Source organism: Chitinophaga agri (assembly GCF_010093065.1).
GTDB lineage: Bacteria > Bacteroidota > Bacteroidia > Chitinophagales > Chitinophagaceae > Chitinophaga > Chitinophaga agri.
Genome location: NZ_CP048113.1, coordinates 5,173,141 through 5,193,318, shown reverse-complemented (window position 1 = coordinate 5,193,318; position 20,178 = coordinate 5,173,141). Strand labels below are relative to the sequence as shown.

Annotated in this window: 19 protein-coding genes; 7 read left to right on the top strand and 12 right to left on the bottom strand. The window is 43.6% G+C overall.

From position 1 onward, the window contains the following. Positions 1 to 119: 119 nt before the first annotated feature. The 11 genes from GWR21_RS20695 to GWR21_RS20645 all read right to left on the bottom strand — a co-directional run bounded on the left by GWR21_RS20695 (position 120) and on the right by GWR21_RS20645 (position 12,531). Positions 120 to 581, bottom strand: a complete 462-nt coding sequence (locus GWR21_RS20695; protein WP_162333587.1) for a regulatory protein RecX — start codon at positions 579 to 581, stop codon at positions 120 to 122. Positions 582 to 645: 64 nt separating this feature from the next. Further along, positions 646 to 2,997 (bottom strand): ATP-dependent helicase, encoded by a 2,352-nt coding sequence (locus GWR21_RS20690; RefSeq protein ID WP_162333586.1) that lies wholly within the window; start codon positions 2,995 to 2,997, stop codon positions 646 to 648. Between the two features lie 174 nt (positions 2,998 to 3,171). Further along, positions 3,172 to 3,672, bottom strand: a complete 501-nt coding sequence (locus tag GWR21_RS20685; protein ID WP_012788694.1) for an RNA polymerase sigma factor — start codon at positions 3,670 to 3,672, stop codon at positions 3,172 to 3,174. A 715-nt stretch (positions 3,673 to 4,387) separates the two neighbouring features. After that, positions 4,388 to 4,849 carry a ribose 5-phosphate isomerase B gene (gene rpiB / locus GWR21_RS20680; RefSeq protein ID WP_162333585.1) on the bottom strand — a complete coding sequence of 154 codons (462 nt, stop codon included), beginning with the start codon at positions 4,847 to 4,849 and terminating at the stop codon, positions 4,388 to 4,390. A 109-nt stretch (positions 4,850 to 4,958) separates the two neighbouring features. After that, positions 4,959 to 5,810, bottom strand: coding sequence for a twin-arginine translocase subunit TatC (gene tatC, locus GWR21_RS20675; RefSeq protein WP_162333584.1), 852 nt, complete (start codon positions 5,808 to 5,810; stop codon positions 4,959 to 4,961). Between the two features lie 737 nt (positions 5,811 to 6,547). Beyond that, complete coding sequence (locus tag GWR21_RS20670; RefSeq protein ID WP_162333583.1) at positions 6,548 to 7,813, bottom strand: hemolysin family protein; 1,266 nt, start codon at positions 7,811 to 7,813, stop codon at positions 6,548 to 6,550. 82 nt (positions 7,814 to 7,895) lie between these two features. Next, positions 7,896 to 8,462, bottom strand: a complete 567-nt coding sequence (gene gmk, locus GWR21_RS20665) for a guanylate kinase (protein WP_162333582.1) — start codon at positions 8,460 to 8,462, stop codon at positions 7,896 to 7,898. Positions 8,463 to 8,589: 127 nt separating this feature from the next. Then, positions 8,590 to 9,903: a UDP-N-acetylglucosamine 1-carboxyvinyltransferase gene (gene murA, locus GWR21_RS20660; RefSeq protein ID WP_162333581.1), complete on the bottom strand. Its 1,314-nt coding sequence runs from the start codon at positions 9,901 to 9,903 to the stop codon at positions 8,590 to 8,592. After that, positions 9,900 to 10,622 (bottom strand): DUF4290 domain-containing protein, encoded by a 723-nt coding sequence (locus tag GWR21_RS20655; RefSeq protein WP_162333580.1) that lies wholly within the window; start codon positions 10,620 to 10,622, stop codon positions 9,900 to 9,902. Before GWR21_RS20655 ends, murA begins: the two co-directional genes overlap by 4 nt. Positions 10,623 to 11,040: 418 nt before the next feature. Next, a complete protein-coding gene (locus GWR21_RS20650; protein ID WP_162333579.1) occupies positions 11,041 to 11,967 on the bottom strand; it encodes a tryptophan 2,3-dioxygenase family protein in 927 nt (308 codons plus the stop codon). Positions 11,968 to 12,063: 96 nt separating this feature from the next. Next, positions 12,064 to 12,531, bottom strand: a complete 468-nt coding sequence (locus GWR21_RS20645) for an Lrp/AsnC ligand binding domain-containing protein (RefSeq protein WP_110053192.1) — start codon at positions 12,529 to 12,531, stop codon at positions 12,064 to 12,066. 616 nt (positions 12,532 to 13,147) lie between these two features. Here GWR21_RS20645 and trmB point away from each other — a divergent pair. From trmB to GWR21_RS20610, 7 genes are all read left to right on the top strand, one after another. Continuing rightward, positions 13,148 to 13,963, top strand: a complete 816-nt coding sequence (trmB, locus tag GWR21_RS20640; RefSeq protein WP_238429916.1) for a tRNA (guanosine(46)-N7)-methyltransferase TrmB — start codon at positions 13,148 to 13,150, stop codon at positions 13,961 to 13,963. After that, positions 13,935 to 14,135, top strand: coding sequence for a DUF5522 domain-containing protein (locus tag GWR21_RS20635; RefSeq protein ID WP_162333578.1), 201 nt, complete (start codon positions 13,935 to 13,937; stop codon positions 14,133 to 14,135). Before trmB ends, GWR21_RS20635 begins: the two co-directional genes overlap by 29 nt. Beyond that, positions 14,038 to 14,466: an MGMT family protein gene (locus tag GWR21_RS20630; RefSeq protein WP_317165745.1), complete on the top strand. Its 429-nt coding sequence runs from the start codon at positions 14,038 to 14,040 to the stop codon at positions 14,464 to 14,466. The genes GWR21_RS20635 and GWR21_RS20630 overlap by 98 nt, the downstream gene beginning before the upstream one ends. Before the next feature lie 31 nt (positions 14,467 to 14,497). Further along, complete coding sequence (locus GWR21_RS20625) at positions 14,498 to 14,941, top strand: IPExxxVDY family protein (protein WP_162333576.1); 444 nt, start codon at positions 14,498 to 14,500, stop codon at positions 14,939 to 14,941. 75 nt (positions 14,942 to 15,016) lie between these two features. Then, positions 15,017 to 15,247 (top strand): 4a-hydroxytetrahydrobiopterin dehydratase, encoded by a 231-nt coding sequence (locus GWR21_RS20620; protein ID WP_162333575.1) that lies wholly within the window; start codon positions 15,017 to 15,019, stop codon positions 15,245 to 15,247. Between the two features lie 17 nt (positions 15,248 to 15,264). Beyond that, positions 15,265 to 17,349, top strand: coding sequence for a histidine kinase (locus tag GWR21_RS20615; protein ID WP_162333574.1), 2,085 nt, complete (start codon positions 15,265 to 15,267; stop codon positions 17,347 to 17,349). A 20-nt stretch (positions 17,350 to 17,369) separates the two neighbouring features. Continuing rightward, positions 17,370 to 18,125, top strand: coding sequence for a LytR/AlgR family response regulator transcription factor (locus tag GWR21_RS20610; protein ID WP_162333573.1), 756 nt, complete (start codon positions 17,370 to 17,372; stop codon positions 18,123 to 18,125). Positions 18,126 to 18,162: 37 nt separating this feature from the next. Here the strand turns inward: GWR21_RS20610 and rho are convergent, their stop codons facing one another. Further along, positions 18,163 to 19,890: a transcription termination factor Rho gene (gene rho, locus GWR21_RS20605; RefSeq protein ID WP_202929129.1), complete on the bottom strand. Its 1,728-nt coding sequence runs from the start codon at positions 19,888 to 19,890 to the stop codon at positions 18,163 to 18,165. Between the last annotated feature and the right edge of the window lie 288 nt (positions 19,891 to 20,178).

Below are 20,178 nucleotides of genomic sequence, written 5' to 3'. Positions count from 1 at the left end.
GGATTAATATCAAAGGAATGTCTGTATTGCCGATGTCATCCTTTGCTTAATCTCAACTCCTGATTGATCATTGCAAATTACGATGACTTCGTTTAAAAAGTTTGAAAATTATGGGCTAACTATTCGCCTCCTTTTGCGATTTGTTCAACGGCTTCCTGGATCAGATCAGGTTCATACCCCTTTTGAAGGAGGTACTGCATGGTTTTATACTTCCTCTTAAGGTATTGTTCTCCTTTCAGGGAGGCATATTTCTTCTCCGTCAGGCTATACAACGTTTTGTCATAATCCTCGGCATCAATCTCGTCCATTCCCTTTTTGATACAATATGGCGATACCTGACGTTGTTTGAGCTCCATCAGTATTTTCTTGCGTCCCCATTGTTTAGTACGGAATTTCCCGCCGGCAAAGGCTTTGGCAAAGCGTTCCTCATTCAGAAAGTTGTCAGTGATCAGGGCAGCAATGGCAGCATCCACCTCCTCGCCTCTTAATCCCAGTTCAAAGCATTTGGACTTTACCTCACTATGGCACCGCTCCTGGTATGCACAGTAATGACGCAATTTTAATATAGCGGAAGATATCATCTTGTATAAATGAAAACTGCAAGAGAGGGGTAATTCCCTTCTCTTGCAGTCAGTTATAGTGCAATTATTTTTTTACGATCATCAGGCGGGCATAGTTCAGCATGATCTTTTTCTCACCACCTGCTTTGGGAAAGTTAACCGTTGCCACCCGGTTGTTCATCGGACCATCCATATTGACGATAGTACCGAAACCGAACTTCTGGTGTTCTACCTCCATACCGGCCTCCATCGTAGCAGGATCGTCCGGAGTGAAGTTAGGCGAAGGCACATGGTTACTTGGCGCAGCATTCTGCATGGGTCTTGGTGCAGGACGCGGACCGGCAGATTGTTGTGGCGAAGACTGCGGTGTTTTCTTCTGCATCCGGTCAAATATGTTACTACCGCTGTTACCCCAAAGACCACCACCGTTATTCATTGGACTACGGTTTACACCGCTACCGCCAGCATAGCTGCGGTCTATATATTTCTCCGGCATCTCTTCCAGGAAACGGCTGGATTCATTATTTACCAGCTGACCAAAGCGATAACGACTGTTAGCGTAGGTAAGGAAGAGACGGGATTTAGCACGGGTGATCACCACATAGAACAGGCGGCGTTCCTCTTCCAGTTCCTCCCTTGAATTGATAGAGAGTCCACTTGGGAACAGGTTTTCTTCCAGTCCTACGGAAAATACCACCGGGAATTCCAGTCCCTTTGCAGCGTGAATGGTCATCAGTTTTACCACATCACTATCCTCATCATTGCCTTTATCGGCATCTGTAAGCAGCGTGATCTGCTGCAGATAGCTACCCAGTGATTTCTCTGCCTCCAGCAATTCACCGTCTTCCGTAGGTGTTTCGGTGAATTCCTTGATTGAGTTCAGCAACTCCTGGATATTCTCATAGCGGGCAAGTCCCTCTGTTGTTTTATCGTTGAACAGCTCCTTTACGATGTTGGTAGATTTACCAACCTGTAAAGCGATGTCGTAAGCGTTGTGTTTTCCCAGCATCGCCTGGAAGCTGCGTATCATGATAACAAAGTTCTCAATAGCTTCCAGCGTACCACTTTTAAATCCAAATTCTCCCGCCCTTTCCAGTACGTTCCAGAAGGTGATGTTATGATCATTGGCGAGTACGGACAACTTATCAACCGTTGTTTTACCAATACCACGTACCGGATAGTTGATAATACGCTTCATACTTTCCTCTTCCTGTGGATTGGTTACAATACGCAGGTAGGAAATAAAGTCTTTGATCTCTTTACGCTGATAGAAGGAAAGACCTCCGAAGATGCGGTAAGGAATCGCTTTACGGCGCAGGTTTTCTTCAAATGCACGGCTCTGGGCGTTGGTACGGTAGAGAATAGCAAAGTCCTTGTTGGCGTAGTGATTACGGAGTTTTTGTTCAGCGATCGTGTCTGCAACGAATTTACCTTCTTCATTGTCAGTCATTGTCCTTACGAGCTTGATCTTTTCGCCGTCTCCATTATCAGTCCAGAGGTTCTTTTCTATCTGGCCTTTGTTATTGGAGATGACCTCATTGGCCACATTCAGGATCGACTTTGTAGAACGATAGTTCTGTTCCAGTTTTACCACTTTGGCATCATCGTAGTCTTTTTCAAACTGAAGGATGTTCTGGATAGTAGCACCGCGGAAGGAATAAATACTCTGTGCATCGTCACCTACCACACAAATATTCTCATGAGCGGCGCCGAGCAGTTTGATGATCTCGTACTGAGCAGGGTTGGTATCCTGGTACTCATCGATCATGATGTATTTGAACTTATGCTGGTATTTATGCAGTACTTCCGGGAAGTTTTTCAGCAGCTGGTACATTTTGAAGAGCAGGTCGTCAAAGTCCATTGCACCGTTTTTAAAGCAGCGCTTGGCGTACATATCATACAGCTTACCGGTAAGCGGCCTGTTAGCACGCATATCTTCCTGCTGAACGGCATAGTCATGCTGATATTCCTCTGGGCCCATCAGGCTGTTCTTAGCCGCAGAAATGCGGTTATACACCAGATTAGGCTTATAATGTTTATCATCCAGGTTCTGTTCGTTTATGATGGTCTTAAGCACGCTTTTCGCATCATCAGAATCATAGATGGTAAAATCGTTGGGGTAGCCGAGGCGATGTGCTTCTGACCTGAGCAGGCGAGCAAACACGGAGTGAAAAGTGCCAATGTAAAGATTACGTGCTTCGGTTCCACCGAGGATCTTTTCCACACGTTCTTTCATTTCACGGGCAGCCTTATTAGTAAATGTAAGCGAAAGGATGTTAAACGCATCTACCCCGTGACGCATCAGGTGTGCGATACGCGTGGTCAACACTTTCGTTTTACCTGAGCCAGCGCCTGCCACGATCATCAGTGGACCATTAATATGCTCTACTGCGAGGCGTTGCTGCTCATTCAGTTCATCTAAATAATTTGCCTTCATGCTATTTATAAAAATCCCGGACTTGCATCGGGAAATGCTGTTTGAATATTAAAAAGGGAAGGCATAAAAGTACGAAAGAATGCAGAAAGGGAGAAAAGGAAAAAGCATAAGGGCATAGATCAGCCGCTACGCGTAGTTTCCGCGATTTTACCCTTTTACTTCTTCTGAAGGGGATTAATATCTGGCAATACGGGACTTCAGCATTTTGCGGGCGAAGTGAATACGACTTTTAACGGTACCGAGCGGTTCATTTAGCATGGCCGCTATTTCGTAATATTTATATCCTTCAAAATAAAGCATGAAGGGTTGTTTAAATATTACAGGCAGATTATACACTGCCATATGCACATCTTTTATGCGCAGGTTGGTTTCGGCGGCATTGCCAATACTGGGTTGCTGCTGGTGTAAAAGAAATTCCCCTGCAGAGTTATCCAGCAGGCGGAACTGTCTGTTACCACGACGATAGTTATTGATAAAGATATTACGCATAATGGTATACAACCATGCCCTGATGTTGGTGCCCGCCAGGTATTTGTCACGGTTAGCCAATGCGCGGAAGAGCGTTTCCTGATAAAGGTCTTTCGCTGACTCTGAATCTTTTGTCAATGTAACTGCATACGGTCTGAGAAAATCTGCGTTTCCGAGTAGCAGTGTATTGAAATCTGAGGATGACATAATGGTGATTGTTTAAGCATCTGAAATAATTATTGATTCAGCTGATAAACCTGCTTTAAGGGAAACAGTCGTTTATGTAAAGGTTGATTATCATATGTAAGGGTATTAATAATTAGAATGGTTAAGCTAGTTAGTTTGCATATGGAATGAATATTCGAATGATTGTGGGGATCCTTGTTAAGAGGTTGCTTTCTCAAACTAAAACGACACGACAGGAACAATGCGCAGTTAAGTCACATATGACATACATTGACCACGCAATCGTTGCTGTACATCGTAATCCCGAGACCTTTCAGAAAAGCGCGAATCATACCACCTGATTGTGTGAGGTGTCTCCATGATTATAATTTTTGGTTGTGAGTACTGGGGTACTGTCTTGTGACTTTCTCTTAGGTTCTGAAATGTTTTCTTATTCTCGACGATTGTTTTCTGATCCCGACTTTAAAGTATCTGACGGTTAGACTCGTAAAAGTGTTCTCTTAGTTTTTCATCTATTGCGTAGTACATCAAATACTTAAACACACACATCTTAATATGCTAAATACAATACGAACTAACATTCAACTGACTGACTCTTAACACAATTTAACAAAAGCAATTGTATTTACCAAAAAAAGAAGACGGTATAACATTTAAATAATAAACGCTGATTATCACGCTATTAAGGCGTGATGATCAGCGTTATTGCTATGAAAGATAAATATGTTCTAAAGGCCTATAGACAGGCTATTTTTCTTACCCTGTTTTCATGACGCCCCCCCTCAAATGGCGTATTAATGAATACGTCCACTATTTGTTTTGCGACAGCATCATCAACAAAACGGGCAGGCACACACAGCACATTCGCATTATTATGAGAACGCGCCAGCCGCGACAATTCCTCCCCCCAGCAGATCGCTGCGCGTATGCCCTGGTGTTTGTTAGCCGTGATCGCTACGCCATTCGCACTACCACATACCAGTATACCAAATGCCGCCTGATCCCTCTCTACAAGTGTCGCCACCGGATGAGCAAAGTCAGGATAATCCGCAGAATCCGCGGAATAGGCGCCTACATCTTTTATTTTTAGCCCTTTCCCTTCCAGATAGGAAATAATCTCTTCTTTGTATTCAAAACCGGCATGATCTGAACCTATAGCCACCGGCAGCGTAAGATTAAATAGTGGTTGTGATGCCATAAAACAAAAATTTAAATAGTGAAGTAAAGGTCAGAAAGCACAACGCGGAATGTCCCTTGTATAGATACCGAGCATTCCGCGTTGTGCCTTATAATTTATCAGCGTCAGATCAAGACCATTCTTCTACTTCGTTCTCTGCTTTCTCCATTCCTTTCAACGCTCTGGCCGAAATATATATGCTAATTTCGTACAAAAGATACAATGGTGTAAATACGATCAGCTGGTCAATAACGTCCGGAGGCGTAATCACTGCCGCCAGCACCAGGATCACGACTATCGCATGCCTGCGGTAAGTACGGAGAAACTCAGGTGATAGGAATCCGATCTTCGTCAGGAAGAATACCAGGATCGGCATTTCAAACAATACGCCCATCCCTAACACGATCTGGGACATCAATCCGAAATAGTCGTCAATGAAGAACTGATTTACTGCCTTATCTGTAACAGTATAACCTGCCAGGAAGTTGATCGTAAACGGCGCCATCAGAAAATAGCTGAAGGATATCCCCAGAAAAAACTGGAATGATACCCAAAAAATAATACCTCTTGCACCTCTTAACTCACGCTCCTTTAATGCAGGTTTAATAAACCTCCAGAATTCCCAGAATATATATGGGAAGGCTACTATGAAGCCAAATATAAATGCCAGTTTGAACTGTAACATCACCTGACCTACCAGAATGTGGTTCTGGAAAACGATCGGCACTGGCGTAATACAGAGTTTATCTCCCAATCCTACCAGGTGACTGAGTTTACATAATGCCACATAAGAAGGGAAATCTTTATTGGTTGGCCCGAAGATGACACCATCCAGTATTTCTTTAGTAAATACAAAACCGAAGATGCTCACCACTATCAGTGCTATTACTGAGCGCACTATATGCCAGCGCAGGTCCTCCAGGTGGTCAAAAAAAGACATCTCGGCCTTTTCCTCATTACTCGCAAAAATTTTCTTGAACATATCAGTTAATCGGGCTGTGAATATTTTGATCTAAGGAGCACAAATATAGCGGTTGCTTCCAACAAAATAGAGCAACTACCACTATTAGTAGAAAGTTTTAAGCGAATTTAAAGGTCTTGCGAAAGGCTGATCGTGTCAGAAGGCTCAAATGTCCTTCCGGTGATAAAGTGAAGCGTGGCCGGGGAGTGAAAATCTCCGTTAACCGGCAGGTGGCGAAAGTGTATATATGGTGATCTTTGAGGTAGGTACAAAAAAAGAGCCAGCCCGAGAAGAATCAAGAGCCGGCCTTTCATCCATTGTTTGTTAACCCCAAAAAAGTTGAATTCGAGAATGTCTTTGTTTCCAGATTCACATTGCATCCGATTGATGGCAAGCTTTCAAGATGTCTGTGTTTCTGGTTACTTTTAAATTTCTATCACAAAAATAGAAAGAAATATGTTATTATCAATGTTGTAACAATTTTTTTTACATCCTTTTAACAAAAATCAAATCATTGTGTTACATCATCCGTAGCAAATGTATACAATTCGTGTTAAATCCCTACTACTTTTTTAAATCGTTTTAGCGAGGGGCGATGCTCATTCACACTGCAAATATATTAAAAAAATAATCACAATATCAACTCTTGATTTCTTTTCTTTTATAAAAAACTAGTAAGTTCTCCTAAATAACTGAAAAATAAGCAACTAAAAGCACTATTTCACAGAGAAAAAAGGGCTGATCGTACGGAAAATTTACTACAGTACTTTTATTTTAACCATTTCGATCCTTGTTTCAGTAACATTCAATACATCGAACTCGTAATCGTCGATAATGATCCGTTCTTTCAAACGGGGAATCTTCTCATGATGGTTAATAATATATCCTGAAAGTGTTTCACTTTCATCCTCTGGAAAATCAAATCCGTATTTTTCATTCAGGTAATCCAGCTCCAGCCTGCCAGAGAATATATATTCCTTTTCAGCGATCTGTTTTTCTACAAATTCCTCCTCGTCATGCTCATCCTTGATCTCGCCGAAGATCTCCTCCAGTACGTCCTCTATCGTAACAATACCTGCGGTACCACCAAATTCATCTACCACCCAGGCTATGCTTCTGCGCTCTTTATTGAATTTGCTCAACAGGTCGATCGCGCTCATCGTCTCCGGCACTGCCAGTATCGGATGCAGAATAGCCGAAATATCGGCAGGACTTTTAAACATATCCAGCTGATGAATATATCCCAGTATATTATCTATGGAATTTTCGTAGATAATGATCTTGGAAAGCTTGGTTTCCATGAACTTCTGCTGAGCGGCACCAATCGGACTGCTGATTTCCAACGCTTCTATTTCTTTACGTGGGATCAGGCATCCGCGGATCTTCACATGTGCCAGGGACAAAGCATTCTCAAAAAGCTCTGTATTCAGCTCCTGGTTTTCTGTCATATGTTGCTGCGACTGACGTATGAAATGTTCCACATCCACTCTTGGAAAGGAGGTAGTTGTTTCAACAATGCGCACATTGAACAGGTATTTTAAAATCCACTCCGAGATAGATACCAGCAAACTGCCGATCACGAACAGCGGCTTGGATATCACGGAAATGGGTAACGCAAAAAAACTGAGCAATGCTTCCGGCCGTGAACGGAAAATGGCACGGGGAATAAAAAACCCGAAAGACAACAATATCAGGGTACCCAGCATTACATCGATGAACAGTAATACAGGTTGCAGATTCATGTTCTGCTGGGGTGGTAATACCTGGTTCCACAGCGGCTGAAAAAAGCCGGCAAACAAGATTCCGTATATCACCAAAACAATAGTCAATCCTAACAGACTGGTAGCCAGAAACCGGGAGGGGTTGTCATTAAAGCTGGCCAGTATTTTACCGGTAGCTCTCCCCTGTTTCTTTTTCAACTCAATGCTCAACTTGTTTACATTGGCGAAGGCTGTTTCAAGTCCGGCGAAGAAACCCGCCAGCAACACCAGTATAGCCAGGATCAGGAGTGTATAAGTATCCATAGAGTTCAAAAGTAAGGAATTATAGATTCCACATAATAAGTACGGTCATTCCTCATACAAAGATTGCACCGGAACAGTATGTTTACTGCTGAAGAAACCGTGTCACCAGTTCTTTTACAGCTGCATAGGCCGTTTCCAGTTCATCATTCACTACAATTTCATCAAATTCATGAGAGAAAGACATCTCGTAGCGGGCCTTCCCCAGCCTTTCTTCCAGTGAAGCCTGTGTTTCTGTACCCCGTTCACTCAGTCGTACCCGTAAGGTATCCAGTGTCGGAGGGGCGATAAAGATAGTCAGTACGCCTGTATGGTATTTCTCCTTTATTGAAAGCGCGCCTTTCACATCAATATCTACCATGGGCACTTTTCCGGCATCCCAAATACGTTGTAATTCACTTTTAAGTGTACCATAGTATTTACCAGCATACACCATTTCATATTCCGCAAATGCATTGTCATCGATCTTCTGATGAAAATCGTCCAGGGTAAGGAAATAATAGTCTTTTCCATGCACTTCATTTTCCCTGGCTGAACGTGTAGCGGCTGAAATAGAGAAAGACAGCTGTGGCAATTCAGACAACAGCCTTTTTACGATGGTGGTTTTCCCTGCTCCAGATGGGGCAGTAATAATAATGATCTTATTGCTCATGTTCTGGTCTGATTATCCTGGTTCCGCTATAAATCACAAGCTGCAAGCAATTGGTGCGGGCATTTACCATATAGAATATGATCGTTCGCGCCAATTTCTTGCAGCCTGTAGTATACCTTGTTATATTTTACACTCGTTTGATATCTGCACCCAGTTTCCTCAATCGTTCATCGATATACTGATAACCGCGGTCGATCTGTTCAATATTCTGGATCGTGCTCTTTCCTTCTGCGCTCAGTGCGGCAATCAGGAGAGATACACCTGCACGTATATCCGGAGATGACATCGTGATACCTCTCAGGTTATGTTGCCTTCCAAGGCCAATCACTACGGCACGATGCGGATCACACAATACGATCTGTGCGCCCATATCTATCAGTTTATCCACAAAGAACAAACGGCTCTCGAACATTTTCTGGTGGATCATCACACTGCCTTTTGCCTGTGTCGCTACTACCAGTACGATACTCAGCAGGTCAGGTGTAAATCCGGGCCATGGATGATCTGATATTGTCAGAATAGAACCGTCCAGGAATGTCTGGATCTCATAGCTATCCTGCGCAGGAATATAGATATCATTTCCTTTGATCTCCAGATTAATACCCAGCTGACGGAATTTCTCAGGTATGATACCCAGATGTTCCACACCCGCATTTTTGATGGTGATCTCAGACTGGGTCATAGCGGCCAGTCCGATAAAGGAGCCAATCTCGATCATATCCGGCAACATGGCGTGACTGCAACCTTTCAGGGATGAAACACCCTGGATGGTCAGCAGGTTAGAACCAATACCAGTAATATTTGCGCCCATGCTGTTCAGCATTTTGCACAACTGCTGCAGGTAAGGCTCGCATGCCGCGTTATAGATAGTGGTCGTTCCGCTGGCCATTACTGCCGCCATTACAATGTTGGCAGTACCGGTCACAGATGGCTCGTCCAGCAGCATGTAAGCGCCTTTCAGTCCACCGTCACCAGCTTCCAGACGGAAGTAGTTGTCATCATTATCATACACGAACTGTACACCCAGTTTCTCAAAACCGATGATATGCGTATCCAGCCTGCGGCGGCCGATCTTATCGCCACCCGGCTTAGGGATATATGCCTTACCAAAGCGTGCCAGCAAAGGACCTGCAATCATTACAGAACCTCTCAGACGTCCGGATTTTTTCTTGAATTCTGCACTCTCCAGATAGGGAAGGTTGATCTGGTCAGCCTGAAACTCGCAGGTATCGCGGGCGATCCTGTTTGTCTTTACACCCATATCTCCCAGCAGCTCTATAAGCAGGTTCACATCGAGGATATCTGGTATATTGCTGATAGTAACTTTATCAGCCGTCAGCAGGACAGCACTGATAATCTGTAAAGCTTCGTTCTTGGCACCCTGGGGCACAATTTCCCCTTTAAGACGGTTGCCGCCTCTTACTTCGAAAGCACTACTCACTTGTTCCTGTTTTTATTGTATTTGTTGTTATTGTGCTTGTTGCTGCTCTTCTGGTTATTATTCTTAAACTTCTGCTGGAAGTTCTTACTACGTTTGTTGAGGCCACCACTGTTGCTGTTGGATGAACGTGGCTGAAACTCAGCATTCGTATTGAAGTTAGGTGCATTAGCAATTGCAGCTGCACTTGGTGCAGGTGAGTGGCCGGTCTGATATTCCAGCTGACCATTGGAAATGCTGTTCAGCTCCGCCTTGATAGCATCGTCATGAACACTTTCCTTATGCCAGTTGCTGTAAGCCAGCTTCATATAGTTACCGATACACTGGGTGAATCCTTCTTTCTTCTCAGGATTGTCCTCATGGATAGCTTTGTCCATCACCATTTCCAGGTTCTTACCGAAGTGACGGTTACGCGGATATTTCTTAGGATAAGCCAGACGTTCTGGTTTCGCCCGCAGTGTTTCTTTCGTTGGAATAGGATATGGGGATTCCACTTCCAGTCTAAAGTCGGATATAAGAAACAAATGGTCCCATAGCTTATGCCTGAAATCCTCTACGTTACGCAGATGAGGATTCAGCGTACCCATCAACTCTATCAGTGACATCGCGTTACGTTGGCGATGCTCGTCATCCTCGATGTTGAGTACATACTCTATCATCTTCTGGATATTCCGACCGTACTCCTTCATTATCAAATGGTTACGGGTTGTATTGTATTCCATATCGCTACTAAATAATGTCTTGTGTAATTTTTGAAAGGTAAGATCTGCTTGCGCATTCACAAAGCAACAAAAGCTGATTGGAGAACATCTTTGTACCTGGTCGTCTTTGCCAGGACGGAATGACTTTTAATGTGAAAGCTACCGTTCCTTGCAAACTTATGAAAAATAGTTCAATTATATCAATAGTTAAATTCGTCTTAAAACGGATTCGGGCAAACACTCATGGAACAATTTTTTAATACTACCGGGCCGTTGAATTTTTCATCAAAACAGATGTTCGTGGGGATATTGGACCGACGAGGTTAAGAACAGTCGCTACACCGGTTGGCAGCGGTTATTGCGGGAAGTGACTTATCTGATCATTATATATACTGGCAATGGAGGATAGTGCCTGTCCTCCATTGCCAGGGTTTCTATTTTATTCAAACGCCAGTTTCCCCCAGTTATCCAGTTCTTCCGCTGTCCATATCTCAGGGAAGAAAACAATACGTTTGTGGCGGGGAGGCAGATACTGCTGCCAGTTGGTGCCTCCGGTCGCTGCAATATCTTCCGGCTTCCGGTTCAGGTAACGAACGGCGGACTTATAATGCATCAAAGGCCATCTGACATTAATATTCAGATCATATTCCTTCAGCAGCGGCATTACTTCTTCCTGTACTTCAGGAGGAAGCTGTTTATAGCGCAGCTGCATATTATTTTCCTGATAACGTTCTGCCAGGAACAGGAAGTCGCGCATGTACTTTTCCTCGAATTGTCGGAGGGTAAGGGTTTTCTTACCTGTGGCCAGTTCAGTAGCTCCACTACGCCAGTAGATGCGATCCAGTACCTCGGATAACCCCTTTCCTTTCAATTCCTCCCGCTGCGGTTCATATACCAGGTTTACCAGTCCGGTGGAACAGATCTCAATTTTCCTGAACTGTCCGCTCTGGAAGCCGCTGGCTGGCAGCAACGCCATCCTGAACTGCAGGAACTGCTGTTTATCCATCCCATCCACCATGATCTCAAATGAATTGATCAGGTTCCGGAAATAGTTGTTGATACGTTTCAGCTGTGTTTTGAAAAGATCAGCCGTCAGTTCAGGCGCCTGACAAACCTGTTCAATGGCCTGTAAGGTCAGCTTAAAGTACAGTTCCGTGATCTGATGATAGATAATGAAGATGTTTTCATCCGGTATTGGGGTCCGGGGATGCTGCAGGTTTAATAATACATCCAGTTGAATATAATCCCAATAGGTAAGGTAATCCGCATACAGGAGCCCGTCAAGATAAGAAGATAGATCCTGACCCATAGCGGCATACTTCTCTTCCAGCCGCTTGATTTTGTCGGCGATTTCAGTTGTAACCATATTAAATAACAAATTAAAGAACCCTTCCCGGCCGCTTATCTACAGATAATATAATATAAGCTGACGGGGAAGGGTGCCGGGATCGCTCCCATATACCTATTCCACAACATTAATAGTGCGGTAGAAACTTTCTTCGAGTGATATCAGTGTCTCCGTTCTTTCAATTCCCTTGATCTTCTGTAATTCATCATGCAAGATCCTTCTCAGCTGGGAAATATCTTTACAGATGATCTCTGCAAACATACTATAACTACCCGTAGTATAGTTTAAACGTACCATTTCCGGGATCTTACGCAGTTCTTTAGCGACAGTGTCATACATGGAACTCTTCTCAAGATAGATACCGATGAAGGCAATCACGTCATAGCCAATCATTTTTAAGTCTACATGCAATTTTGTACCTTTAACGATACCCAGTTCTTGCAACTTCTTCATTCTAACGTGGATCGTGCCACCGGAAACGAACAATTTCTTCCCGAGGTCAGCGTAGGAGATTTCTGCATTATGCATCATTTCACTGATGATCTGCAAATCTAGTTTGTCAATATTCAAATTGTGGCTCATTTTTACAATTTGTTTTGGAATGTATTAAACCTATATGCAAATATTTGAAAAATTTCGAAAATTCAAAAATTTTTCTTAAAAAATTTGCAAGAAATGGGCGATGTCTTTAGATTTGCATCATAATAGTTCATCAAACGGCGGTCATTCAGCAAACAGTCGGCTTAAAAACTGAATAGATTTGAAAAATTACCGCAAATTATTGAATAACTAGTTCTTTTATATTGTGGGGTGATGAAACTGGCAGACATGCCCTCTTGTCTCGGGGGTGGGGATCACAGGATAAACACAGCATAATGGGTTGACCACTAATCTTATTTGTGCTGCGGCTAACTGCCTCGTGGAGGTTCGACTCCTTCCCCTACAGCTGATTAAAAGCCTGCTTCGGTAACGCGGAGCAGGCTTTTTCACTTATTACCGCTCTCAACTGTTACTACTGTTCTTTACCGTTCTTATACCCACACAGACTCCTCCTTTCCGCTGTCACTGGCTCCCCTCTTCCTCTCCTGCTACCTGAGTAATATAGTATAGATATCTGATGAACAGGCTCATTATATCATTATTATATCCACATTCTTTGTCCAGGAAGAATCCAGCAGGGCAATAGTAATGGCGTAATATGAGCGTAGGGGTTGTATCTCTGGCTCAGAAAACCAGAGATCAGTGCTGCCCTGCCTCAGATAAATCGCTGCCCTACTCGCCCGGGAAAAACATTATTTTTGCAGCGATGGGACAAAAGAAACTACAACGCTTTGCAGAAATTGAGACCTTTCCGAATGTGCTGATCTATCCGGAAGGCATGCCCGGTCAATGGCATACATTCTTTAAAAATGATCATCCACTTACACTGGAACTGGCCTGTGGTAAAGGAGACTATACACTCGGGCTCGCCCGCCGCTACCCGGAAAGAAATTTTCTCGGTGTAGACCTGAAAGGTAACCGCATCTGGCGTGGTGCTAAAACAGCTATGGAAGAGCCCTTACCTAACGCAGGCTTCCTCCGTACTCAGATCGATAAACTGGGCAATTATTTTGCTCAGGGAGAGATTGCAGAAATATGGATTACCTTCCCGGACCCATTCCTCCGCAATTCAAAGTCTAAAAAACGACTGACACACCCTAAATTCCTGCAACTTTACCAGCCACTACTGGCAAAAGATGGCACGATCAATCTTAAGACAGACTCCGCCGAACTATATACTTTCACGCAGGAAGTAATTGAAGCAGCCGGTTGCACGTTAATAGAAGATATTCCGGACATTTATGCGATGACCGAAGTACCTCCGCTGCTGCAGATCCGTACTTACTACGAAGGAATGCACCTCGAAGATGGCCGCACCATCAGGTACCTGAAATTCAGACTGCCTGAAGCCCCACTTGACTGGCGCTCCATAAAACTGCCTTCTCATGCAGACGCCGTTGAAGGAGAAGATTGATTTTTACTATAATGAACAGGGATACATGGTATTCACTGAACATTATCACCTTCAACGGGGTTACTGCTGCGGTAATGGCTGTAAACATTGTCCATACGCATATGAAAAAGTACCGGAACCCAAACGAACCGCCCTCCTTGCCAATAGGCACAACGGAGAGCAAGAAAAGTGACGTATCTTTCTACGACCGTGTATTTGAATTGGTAAGGCTGGTGCCTAAAGGTAGGGTAACTACCTATGGCGCCATCGCCGAAGCCGCCGGTATCCGCCTTTCCGCCCGTATGGTAGGATGGGCCCTTAATAATGCCGGTAAAGCCAAGCCCAAAGTACCTGCGCACCGCGTAGTGAACAGGGTTGGTCTGCTCAGTGCCAAACACCAGTTTGCCACTCCGACACTGATGCAGGAGCTACTCGAACAGGAAGGAATTGCGATAAAAGACGATAAGATTTTAAACTTTAAAGATGTACTTTGGTTACCAGGAAAGCCTAGAGCAGGAAAATAGTCAGACTGAACAAGATATAACAAATTGTCATATGTCAGTACTAAAGCTAAAGCTGGATCAAGAACAGTTACTGGAGGATTTCTTTGAATCTACTCATGTTATCGGTATTGTTTCCTCCGCTCGTGACTATCAATTATGCTGGCAGATCAATAAACACATGCACCTTGATTTCCGGATCAATAACTCCCTGGAAATTAACCTCTCCAAAAACAACAGAGCGTTCTACTTCGGCGTTTTCGAGTTTGAGGAACCAATAAAGTCGACCGTCCACTATCTATACAATAATCACTGCCAGGCCGAATATCTTTTGCCTGAACTGAAAAATGTAGACTTCCTGTGGATCGTCAAAGGGGACTACTATCAGTTACCTGATATAAAAAAATTAATAGAACAATTACGCCACGTAGAGCTTGTACAATTAGTATCTTTATTCGATATTAGAGAGATTAAGAATAAGATGAACCTCATCTTCTAACCGGTACTGCCGGTTTTCCTTCACCGAATTTACACCGTGGACAAGGCTTTGTTTCATGATAAAAATGCTTTTGTTATGTGGGAAGAAAAAGACAACCAACTGTACCGTTCCTTCGAATTCAAAGATTTCAAAGAGGCGTTTGCATTTATGACGAAAGTGGCCCTTGTTGCTGAAAAAATGGACCATCACCCCAATTGGACAAATGTTTATAACAAGGTAGATATATACCTGAATACACACGATGCGGGAGATGTGATCACCGATAAAGACCATAAGCTGGCAAAAGCCATTGATGGGTTGTTGTAAAATTTTATTAGCACACAGTGATTCGTATCTATTTACTTTTCCTGTTGTTTTTCTGTTGCTCCATTGCTGCCAGAGCCGATGCACCCGCAAACGATACGTTGGTGACGGATTTTGATCATCTGCCCACTGCTGTCGACCTGCGAACGTACCTGCTCACACTGGTAGATAAAGAAGCGTCATTAACACCACAGCAAGCTGCTTCGGCATCATTCAATCACAACTATAGCCTGTTCCATGTAGAAAAAAAGCATATTGGGAAGGGAAATAATTGCTGGTTGAAACTGCATGTCAGAAACACAGGCAGCCAGGATTCCACACTTACACTATTTGCCGGCTGGCATGATTACATGAGCTGGTATATACAGGACAGTGGCAATCATCATCTCCGTGCAATCATGCATACTGGCTTGATGCGCGATAAAAGCGACGTGCGTCGCTGGGAGCATTATGGTTTCAGGGTCACCGTACCTCCAGGTCATACACATACCTACTTTCTGCATATCAACAACAAATATTATAACGAGAACGGGCTGATGCCTGTTCTATATAATGCATTACAATACGGCCAGTTCCGGAACGCACAGTTCGAATACTACCGGAAAGAAACTATTCTTATACACGTATTACTGGGCATGTTGCTGGTATGTCTCGCCATTGCTGTCATTAACTATATTCAACTGCCGGACAAGTCATACATGTACTTCGCAGCCTACATGCTTGGACTCATCCTGTTCTTTACGCTCAGACTGGAAAGTCAGCCTTATCAGCTCTCTGTGTTCTACCGGTGGCCAATGCTGAAGTACTATTGGGATATTCCGGCGCTGCTGTTCTGTTTTTACCTGATGTACCTGGCTTTTGGTAATACCTTCCTCAATCTTCAGGAACGGTACCCTTTCATGGAGAAACTATTTACATCAGTAGCCGCTGTTATAGGCGGTATCATCATTATCTGCTTTTACTGTATTGCACTGGAACAGTACCAGGTACCGGTAATGATCTACAGTTATGTGTATATATCCACACTACTGCCCTTCCTGGTAGTGTTTGTCGCACTGGCCAGACGCTCACGCCATCATCCGCTGGTGCGGTTCTTCCTGTTCGGATCACTCTGTTTCTATATGGCCAGCTTCGGATCATTCCTGATGCTCATCAGACCATTGGGCCTGATCAATGCGCTGGGTGAGATCTCCGCTCCTTCCCTGCTCATTGTGGCAGGTGTATTGCTGCAATCTATGTTTTTCCTTGCAGGCCTGAGTTACCGGAATAAACTGGTACATCATGAAAGAACACGTACGCAGGAACTGCTGATCAAGCAGCTGAACAAAAACAAGGAACTGCAACGTAAGCTGAATGAACAGCTGGAAGAACTGGTGAAAGAACAAACCACTGAGATCCTCCGTAAGAAACAGGAACTGGAAGAACAACGGAAGGCACATCTGGAAACTGAATATGATAAAAAGCTAACCGAGATAGAATTAAAGGCTATCCGTGCACAGATCAATCCACATTTCATTTTCAACTGTCTGAATTCTATTCAGCTGTTTGTTATGCAACGTGACTTTGAATATGCGCAGAAATACCTGTCAGACTTCTCTTATCTTATCCGTAAAACACTTGATTTCTCCCGTCGTAATTTCATTTCACTTTCAGATGAAATTGCCTATCTGAATACTTACCTCGGACTGGAGAAAATGCGGTTTGAAAATAAGATGGAATACGAGATCTATGTTGATCCTGATATAACGGCATCAGAACTGGAAGTGCCGGCTATGTTACTGCAACCCTATGTGGAAAATGCGGTCAAATACGGCATGACAAACAGTAGTTATCCTATCGGTAAATTACTGATAAAGTTTAACCAGGCTGCTCCGGATATGCTGGAATGTCTCATCGAGGATAATGGCATTGGTATCATTCGCTCCAAAACACTACGTACCCTGCCTAAACACCATCAGTCCTCCGGTATGGAAATAAGTTTTAACCGTGCCGAGCTGCTGAATAAAATGTACAACACGGGTATACATATTGACATCATTGACAAATCAGAAAATAATAATACAGAAAGTGGTACTATTGTAAGGATACTGATACCCCAACTTTAGACCAGGCATATCGAACTACTATGATAAAGGCAGTAATAATAGATGATGAACGTAACAGCCGGGACATCATATCATTGATGCTGGAAAAATACTGCCCGGAAGTGCAGGTAGCTGCTACCGCGTCTGACTGTGCAGACGGCATTGCCACTATTCAGGAACATCAGCCCCAACTGGTATTCCTGGACCTTGAAATGCCTGATGGTACCGGCTTTGATGTATTACTCGGCACAAAAGAAGTACCGCCGTTCGAAGCGGTATTTGTCACTGCTTTTGAGAAGAAATTCCTGCATACCATCCGCTTCAGTGAAGTGGAGATCATTCTTAAACCAATTGACAGGGAGAGTTTGATGCATGCGGTATCCAAGATCACGGATCGGATACATGCGCATGCCAGTACTACCCGTTATAAAGTATTACTTGAAAATTTCAATAACGGAAAGAACATCAACATGGACCTGGTGATACCGGTTACACCACATGAAGACAGGATCATCGGATTAAATACCATCACTTACCTTGAAGCGAGTGCAGAAAAATGTACCATACATTTATTTGATAAGCAGCAGGTACTGGCGGACCGGTCATTCCGGTATTATACAGATCTGTTCAGCAGTTTACGCTTTTATCAGATCAACAACCACCAGATGGTGCATTTATCCCAGATAGGGAACATCGAAGGAGATGGGATGAGAGTAGTGCTGAAGAATGGACTCAGGCTGGAAGCAGCCGACAGGCGAAAGAAAGATCTGATCAGTCACTGGAAACAATACAAGTAATAAAAAAAGGTCCCGTCTGAGACGGGACCTTTCAATTTTATCCATTCATGGAGATCAGGAACTCTTCATTGTTCTTGGTCCCCCTCATGTGTTGCAGCATAAAGTGCATTGATTCCTCCGTATTCATGTCTCCGAGGTGGTTACGCAGAATATGGATACGTTTCAGAATATCTTTTTCCAGCAACAGGTCGTCACGACGGGTAGAAGATGCAGATACGTCGATAGCCGGGAAGATACGCCTGTTAGCCAGTTTACGGTCAAGCTGTAACTCCATGTTACCGGTACCTTTGAACTCTTCAAAGATCACCTCATCCATTTTAGAACCTGTATCGATCAGTGCAGTGGCAAGTATTGTCAAAGAGCCACCGTTCTCGATCTTACGGGCAGCACCAAAGAACTGTTTTGGTTTCTGCATAGCGTTTGCTTCCACACCACCACTCAATACCTTACCAGAAGCAGGAGCTACTGTGTTATGTGCACGTGCCAGACGTGTAATGGAATCCAGGAGGATCACTACGTCATGACCACACTCTACCAGGCGTTTTGCTTTCTGCAAAGCGATAGCAGATACTTTTACGTGTTTCTCTGCTGGTTCATCAAAGGTAGAAGCAATTACTTCCGCTTTTACACTACGCTCCATATCCGTTACCTCTTCCGGACGTTCATCGATCAGTACGACCATCAGATACACTTCCGGGTGGTTGGTTGCGATCGCGTTAGCTACTTCTTTCAGCAACATGGTTTTACCCACCTTAGGTTGCGCTACGATCAAACCACGCTGACCTTTACCGATTGGAGTAAAGAGGTCCATGATACGGGTTGAGTAGTTATTTGAAGTAGTAGTAAGACGTAATTTTTCAAAAGGGAATAACGGCGTCAGATAGTCGAATGGTACGCGGTCACGTACTTCTTCAGGAGACTTACCGTTAATGGTTTCAACTTTCAGCAGTGCAAAGTATTTCTCGCCTTCTTTCGGAGGACGTACGGAACCTTTTACAGTATCACCTGTTTTGAGTCCGAATAATTTGATCTGTGAAGGAGAAACGTAAATATCATCTGGTGAACTGAGGTAGTTATAATCAGAAGAGCGCAGGAAACCGTAGCCATCAGGCATCATTTCCAATACACCTTCACTGATAATTATACCATCAAATTCTATATTAAAAGCAGGTTCTTTCTTATTTGGCGTGAAGCGCTGTTTCTGCGCGATCACCGGCTCTTCCGGCATCACAAAGTCATCCTCATCTTCTTCCTCTTCATCTTCTTCCTCTGCCTGTCCTGCCTGTGGCAGTGCAGTAATTACATCATCCTCCTCTTCTTCCTCGTCTTCAATATCTTCAGTGAATTGTGGAATGATCACATCATCGTCATCGTCGAAAGTGAGAGAGGGGATATCGAGATCTATATCGAAGTTCTTTTTCTTAGGTTTGGTTTCCTGTGCTTTAGGTTCGTCCAATTCAGCGTCTTTGGTTTTGATTCCGTTAGCAGCTGGTTTTCTGCCACGTTTAGGTTTTTCATCTGCGGCGGTGGCTTCTGCTACAGGTATTTCAGCTTCTTCTTCTTCTTTTTTACTCTTACGTTTACGTGTTTTCTTTTCTTCACCATTTGCCGGGTTACCTTCGGAGGCCATTACTGCCTGCTTATCGAGAATTTTATAGATAAGATCCTGTTTGCTCAGTTTTTTGGCGTTTGGCACATCCAGTTTCTCTGCAATGTCAAGCAGCTCAGGAACGAGCATGTCGTTCAATTGTAAGATGTCGTACATCATCGTGTGTTGTCAAATTTAAAAGTGTTGTGAGGTGGGTACCACTACATACCAACATACACCAATTACAAATAATTGTTTTTTGAGTCCAATAAATTTAATCTGGTTATTAAATCTGATAGGGAATGTTGAGTTTAGGACTGCCGACGAAGATGGAAATATGGAAATTTAGAACTTTATCAGGCAGGTTTGTAACGCAAGATTAAAACAAGTTTCGCTATTATCCAAAAAAAAAGCACTGTCCCAATGTGTTACAATGGCTACCAGACAAGCGTCCGTCCGGTCTAT

Excerpts from the sequence above, each read along its gene's own strand:
- rpiB (WP_162333585.1), bottom strand. The coding sequence starts at position 4,849 with ATGGCATCACAACCACTATTTAATCTTACGCTGCCGGTGGCTATAGGT.
- gmk (WP_162333582.1), bottom strand. The coding sequence starts at position 8,462 with ATGAGCAATAAGATCATTATTATTACTGCCCCATCTGGAGCAGGGAAA.
- GWR21_RS20670 (WP_162333583.1), bottom strand. The coding sequence starts at position 7,813 with ATGGATACTTATACACTCCTGATCCTGGCTATACTGGTGTTGCTGGCG.
- GWR21_RS20630 (WP_317165745.1), top strand. The coding sequence starts at position 14,038 with ATGGCTGTAAACATTGTCCATACGCATATGAAAAAGTACCGGAACCCA.
- GWR21_RS20645 (WP_110053192.1), bottom strand. The coding sequence starts at position 12,531 with ATGAGCCACAATTTGAATATTGACAAACTAGATTTGCAGATCATCAGT.
- GWR21_RS20655 (WP_162333580.1), bottom strand. The coding sequence starts at position 10,622 with ATGGAATACAATACAACCCGTAACCATTTGATAATGAAGGAGTACGGT.
- GWR21_RS20650 (WP_162333579.1), bottom strand. The coding sequence starts at position 11,967 with ATGGTTACAACTGAAATCGCCGACAAAATCAAGCGGCTGGAAGAGAAG.
- GWR21_RS20695 (WP_162333587.1), bottom strand. The coding sequence starts at position 581 with ATGATATCTTCCGCTATATTAAAATTGCGTCATTACTGTGCATACCAG.
- trmB (WP_238429916.1), top strand. The coding sequence starts at position 13,148 with ATGAGCGTAGGGGTTGTATCTCTGGCTCAGAAAACCAGAGATCAGTGC.
- GWR21_RS20690 (WP_162333586.1), bottom strand. The coding sequence starts at position 2,997 with ATGAAGGCAAATTATTTAGATGAACTGAATGAGCAGCAACGCCTCGCA.
- GWR21_RS20610 (WP_162333573.1), top strand. The coding sequence starts at position 17,370 with ATGATAAAGGCAGTAATAATAGATGATGAACGTAACAGCCGGGACATC.
- GWR21_RS20620 (WP_162333575.1), top strand. The coding sequence starts at position 15,017 with ATGTGGGAAGAAAAAGACAACCAACTGTACCGTTCCTTCGAATTCAAA.
- GWR21_RS20635 (WP_162333578.1), top strand. The coding sequence starts at position 13,935 with ATGCAGACGCCGTTGAAGGAGAAGATTGATTTTTACTATAATGAACAG.
- GWR21_RS20685 (WP_012788694.1), bottom strand. The coding sequence starts at position 3,672 with ATGTCATCCTCAGATTTCAATACACTGCTACTCGGAAACGCAGATTTT.
- GWR21_RS20625 (WP_162333576.1), top strand. The coding sequence starts at position 14,498 with ATGTCAGTACTAAAGCTAAAGCTGGATCAAGAACAGTTACTGGAGGAT.
- rho (WP_202929129.1), bottom strand. The coding sequence starts at position 19,890 with ATGTACGACATCTTACAATTGAACGACATGCTCGTTCCTGAGCTGCTT.
- tatC (WP_162333584.1), bottom strand. The coding sequence starts at position 5,810 with ATGTTCAAGAAAATTTTTGCGAGTAATGAGGAAAAGGCCGAGATGTCT.